The 3807-nt window shown below is 57.1% G+C and carries 5 protein-coding genes; all 5 read right to left on the reverse strand.

What is annotated here, in order from left to right; translation table 11 throughout:
* Positions 1 to 46: 46 nt before the first annotated feature.
* Entirely contained in the window at positions 47 to 802 is a 756-nt protein-coding gene (gene kdsB / locus Q0349_RS11340; protein WP_298081077.1) for a 3-deoxy-manno-octulosonate cytidylyltransferase, read from the reverse strand.
* Between the two features lie 108 nt (positions 803 to 910).
* Positions 911 to 2314 carry a glucuronate isomerase gene (uxaC, locus tag Q0349_RS11345; RefSeq protein WP_298081078.1) on the reverse strand — a complete coding sequence of 468 codons (1404 nt, stop codon included), beginning with the start codon at positions 2312 to 2314 and terminating at the stop codon, positions 911 to 913.
* A gap of 22 nt (positions 2315 to 2336) precedes the next feature.
* The gene (locus Q0349_RS11350; protein ID WP_298081079.1) at positions 2337 to 2933 is read right to left on the reverse strand and encodes an HNH endonuclease; all 597 of its coding nucleotides are present in this window, start codon (positions 2931 to 2933) and stop codon (positions 2337 to 2339) included.
* A gap of 5 nt (positions 2934 to 2938) precedes the next feature.
* Positions 2939 to 3253 carry a helix-turn-helix transcriptional regulator gene (locus Q0349_RS11355; RefSeq protein ID WP_298081081.1) on the reverse strand — a complete coding sequence of 105 codons (315 nt, stop codon included), beginning with the start codon at positions 3251 to 3253 and terminating at the stop codon, positions 2939 to 2941.
* Entirely contained in the window at positions 3225 to 3572 is a 348-nt protein-coding gene (locus tag Q0349_RS11360; protein ID WP_298081082.1) for a type II toxin-antitoxin system RelE/ParE family toxin, read from the reverse strand. The genes Q0349_RS11355 and Q0349_RS11360 overlap by 29 nt, the downstream gene beginning before the upstream one ends.
* Positions 3573 to 3807: the final 235 nt, after the last annotated feature.

A 3807-nucleotide genomic window follows, 5' to 3' on the forward strand; every position in this document is an offset into this window, starting at 1 on the left:
GCACACGGAAAAATGCGATTCCACAAGATTTTGAACAGGCTCTAAGTCAAACCGCTCCCGCGCCGCGCAAAAACGCCTCCACCCGCTGCAAGTCTTCCTCGCAATCCACCCCCGGTGGCGGCGCTTCCTTCACCACACCGACGGCAATACGCAGGCCGTGTTCCAAAAAGCGCAACTGCTCCAGCTTCTCCGCCTGCTCCAGCGGCGTCGGCGCCAGCTGCGGATAGCGTTTCAAGGCCGAGACGCGGTAGGCATAAATGCCGATATGGCGCAAATACGGAAACGCGCCGGAAACGCCGTCGGCATCGCGCACATACGGAATCGCGGCGCGGCTGAAATACAGCGCCAGCCCGGCCCGGTCGCAGACCACCTTGACCGTGGTCGCCGCCGCAGGCGAGTGCTGCGCGTCAAACGGCGCGGCAAGCGTCGCCACCGCCGCCTCCGGTCGCGCCGCCAGCGCCGCCGCCACTTCGCCAATCAGCGCGGGCGGCAGCAGCGGCTCATCGCCCTGCACATTGACGACAATAGTGTCATCCGCCCAGCCGAGGCGCTCCACCACCTCGCACAAGCGCTCCGTGCCGTTCTCATGATCGGCGCGGGTCAAAATGCCCTGCACCGCCGCCTCACCCTCCAACAACGCGCCGATGCGCGCATCATCAAAAGCGACCCACACCGGAAAACCGCTGGCAACCGCCTGCCGCGCGGTGCGCACCACCATCGGCACGCCCGCAATCAGCCGCAGCGGCTTGGCGGGCAGGCGGGTTGAGCCATAACGGGCGGGGATAACGACGACGGTGTTCATGCAAGTCTCCAAAATGAAAAGGCGGCTATCTTAACGCCGACCGCTGCGCGGCGCGCAAGCAAAAAACCGCCGCAATGCGGCGGTTCGGGTGTGCGCAGGCACCCTGCCCTATTGGCCAAAATACCGGGCGGCGTTGCCGTAGCAGATGTTTTCCACCATCGTGCCGAGCAGTTTCAGGTCGCGCGGTGCTTCGCCCGCCTCGACCCAGCCGCCGATGAGGTTGCAGAGGATGCGGCGGAAGTATTCGTGGCGGGTGTAGGAGAGGAAGCTGCGGCTGTCGGTGAGCATACCGACGAAGGTGGAGAGGATGCCCATCTGCGCGTGGGTGGTGAGCTGCTCAATCATGCCGTCTTTCTGGTCGTTGAACCACCAGCCGGAGCCGAATTGCACTTTGCCGCGCACGCCTTCCGCCTGGAAGTTGCCGCACATGGTGGCGAGCAGGGCGTTGTCGCGCGGGTTGATGGTGTAGAGGATGGTTTTCGGCAGTTCGCTGGTCTTGTCCATCGCGTCCAAGAGGGCTGCGAGGTTGTCGGCGACGGGATGGTCGCCGATGGAGTCGTAGCCGCTGTCGGCGCCGAGGCGGGCGTACATCCGGCTGTTGTTGTTACGGATGGGGCCGATGTGCAGTTGCATCACCCAGCCGCGACGATGGTATTCGCGGCCAAGCCAGACCAGCAGCGCGGTCTGGTAGCGGGCGATTTGGCTGTCGGTCAGCGGTTTGTCGTTGAAGCGCAGGGCAAGGATGTTGTCCAGTGCGCGCTCGTCGGGGATAGCGGCGTAGCGCAGGATTTCGAGGCCGTGGTCGGCGGCGATGCAGCCGTGCGCGGCGAAGTGGTCAAGGCGCTGGGCGAGGGCGGCGGTGAGGTCGTAAAAGCGGCGGATGGTGTAGCCCGTCGTCGCTTCGAGTTTGCGCAGGTAGGCGAGGTAGTCGCCATGGTCGATTTTCAGCGCCTTGTCCGGACGGAAACTGGGGCGGATGGCGATGTCGAAGTCCGAATCGGCGGCGATGGCGGCGTGGTGCGCGAGGTCGTCTATGGGGTCGTCGGTGGTGCCGACCATTTTGACGTTCATTTGTTCGAGGATGCCGCGCGCGCGGAAGGCGGGTTCGGCAAGGCGTTCGTTTGCCTCGTCCCAGATTTGTTGTGCACTGTCGCCGTTTAAGAGGGTGGTGATGCCGAAGGGGCGTTTGAGTTCAAGTTGCGTCCAGTGGTAGAGCGGGTTGCCGATGAAGTGCGGTACGGCTTCGGCGTAGGCCTGGAATTTTTCGCGCGGGCTGGCGTCGCCGGTAATGAGGCGCTCGGCAATGCCAAGGGTGCGCAGGCCGCGCCATTTGTAGTGGTCGCCTTCTAGCCAGATGGCGGCAAGGTCGGCAAACTGGCGGTTCGCAGCGATGTCCGCCGGTGGCAGGTGGCAGTGGTAGTCGTAGATGGGCTGGTGCTTAGCGTGATCGTGGTAGAGGACGCGCGCGGTGTCGTTGTGGAGGAGGAAGTCGTCGGTGAGGAAGGTTTGCATGGGAGGCTCCGGGGTTCGAGTATCAGGGATGGGTTTCATTGGCTGATTTTTTCTGGGCAGCATCAATTATTTTCTTAATATTTTCTGCATATTTTTGCGATTTTTTCATGAGTTCGATAATTTGTTTTTCATTTTCCTTGTGTTTTTTCCACAGGTCTCCGGCGATTTCGGCAAAATTAAGTTTGGTGCGTCTCGTTTTGGTCAATGCTTCATAGCTTTTAAGTCGACGGATTCTTTCTTCCAAATCTTTTATGCCGCGGGATTTGGGGGAAAGTTTTGCATCTGAGCGCATCCATGCCTCCCAATATTGGCTTCCTTTGGAAGAATTGCATTTGCTGCAGGAAGGAACGAGATTCCAAATTTCTGAAATAAATCCTGTTGGTTCTTTGTCTTGTACGAGATTAAAAAAATGATCCCATTCTGTATGAGGGGCACCGCAATAAGCACAACATACTGTATTTTCCGTCATGCCCAATATTTGTAAAACTTCTTCTATGTCTTCGTCTGTTGGATAGATTACCGGAATGATGGCATGAACAAAGGCATTGGTCATGGTAGAAGTTCTTGCCGAAATCTTTGTAACCGCAGGCATTTTGAATACGGCTTTATGCTTCGTCATGGCGCTTATCTGGGTTTGGAAACAAAGCGGATGTCCAGCGTTTTTCCGGTCGCTTCGGCATAGCGGCGTAATGTGTCAATACTGGGGGAATGTTTGCCGCTTGCCAAGGCTGATTCAAGGCGGCTGATGGCGGCGGCTTTGGTGCCCATTTTTTCGGCGACATCTGCCTGACTCATGCCAGCCGCTTTGCGCGCTGCCAGCATTTGGTCAAGCAAGGCATATTCTTCGCGGTTCAGGCGTTCTACTTCTTCGGCGACACCGGGTTTTTCCAACAATTGCGCTAGCAATTCTTCATGAGTTAGTGGCTTTTCGTTTGTCATTTTTTCGCTCCTGTAGTCGGGTTCTGGCAATCTGTAATTCTTTCGTCGGGATTTTGTCGGTCTTTTTCACAAAGCTATGCAGCATATGGATTTCTTTGCCAATCATCGTGCAGTAAAACACTCTGGCTATGCCTTCTGCGCCTTTCAGACGTAATTCCAATAGGCCATCGCCCAGTGATTTGGTGTGCGGTTCACCGAGGTTTGCGCCGTGTTCTTGCATTCTGGTGGTGAGTGCGATGTAGCGAGCGGCAAGCGTAGTGGGCAGGGCGAGGATGTTTTGTTGTACGTCCTGGTTGTAGTAGGTGATACGGTAGGTCATGCGGCAAAAATTAACATATTTGTTATAAGGTGAGCAAGATAGTTGTGAGATAGTGGGTTAATTATGAAGGTTTTTCTGTTTCAAGCGGTCTTCCGCAGGAGTAAAGGCGATGCGACGTCAGCTTTCACCTTAACCCCTCTTCCACCCTGCGGATGAGCAATGTTTGTCCCAAAGGGAGAGGGGGGTTGGGATAGGGCGGTTATTGTTGTACGGCGATATTGCCGCTGATGATGAG

Origin of the sequence: uncultured Cardiobacterium sp. (assembly GCF_938028185.1) — a bacterium.
In the GTDB taxonomy this organism is placed as follows: domain Bacteria; phylum Pseudomonadota; class Gammaproteobacteria; order Cardiobacteriales; family Cardiobacteriaceae; genus Cardiobacterium.

Excerpts from the sequence above, each read along its gene's own strand:
- Q0349_RS11350 (WP_298081079.1), bottom strand. The coding sequence starts at position 2,933 with ATGACGAAGCATAAAGCCGTATTCAAAATGCCTGCGGTTACAAAGATT.
- Q0349_RS11355 (WP_298081081.1), bottom strand. The coding sequence starts at position 3,253 with ATGACAAACGAAAAGCCACTAACTCATGAAGAATTGCTAGCGCAATTG.
- uxaC (WP_298081078.1), bottom strand. The coding sequence starts at position 2,314 with ATGCAAACCTTCCTCACCGACGACTTCCTCCTCCACAACGACACCGCG.
- kdsB (WP_298081077.1), bottom strand. The coding sequence starts at position 802 with ATGAACACCGTCGTCGTTATCCCCGCCCGTTATGGCTCAACCCGCCTG.
- Q0349_RS11360 (WP_298081082.1), bottom strand. The coding sequence starts at position 3,572 with ATGACCTACCGTATCACCTACTACAACCAGGACGTACAACAAAACATC.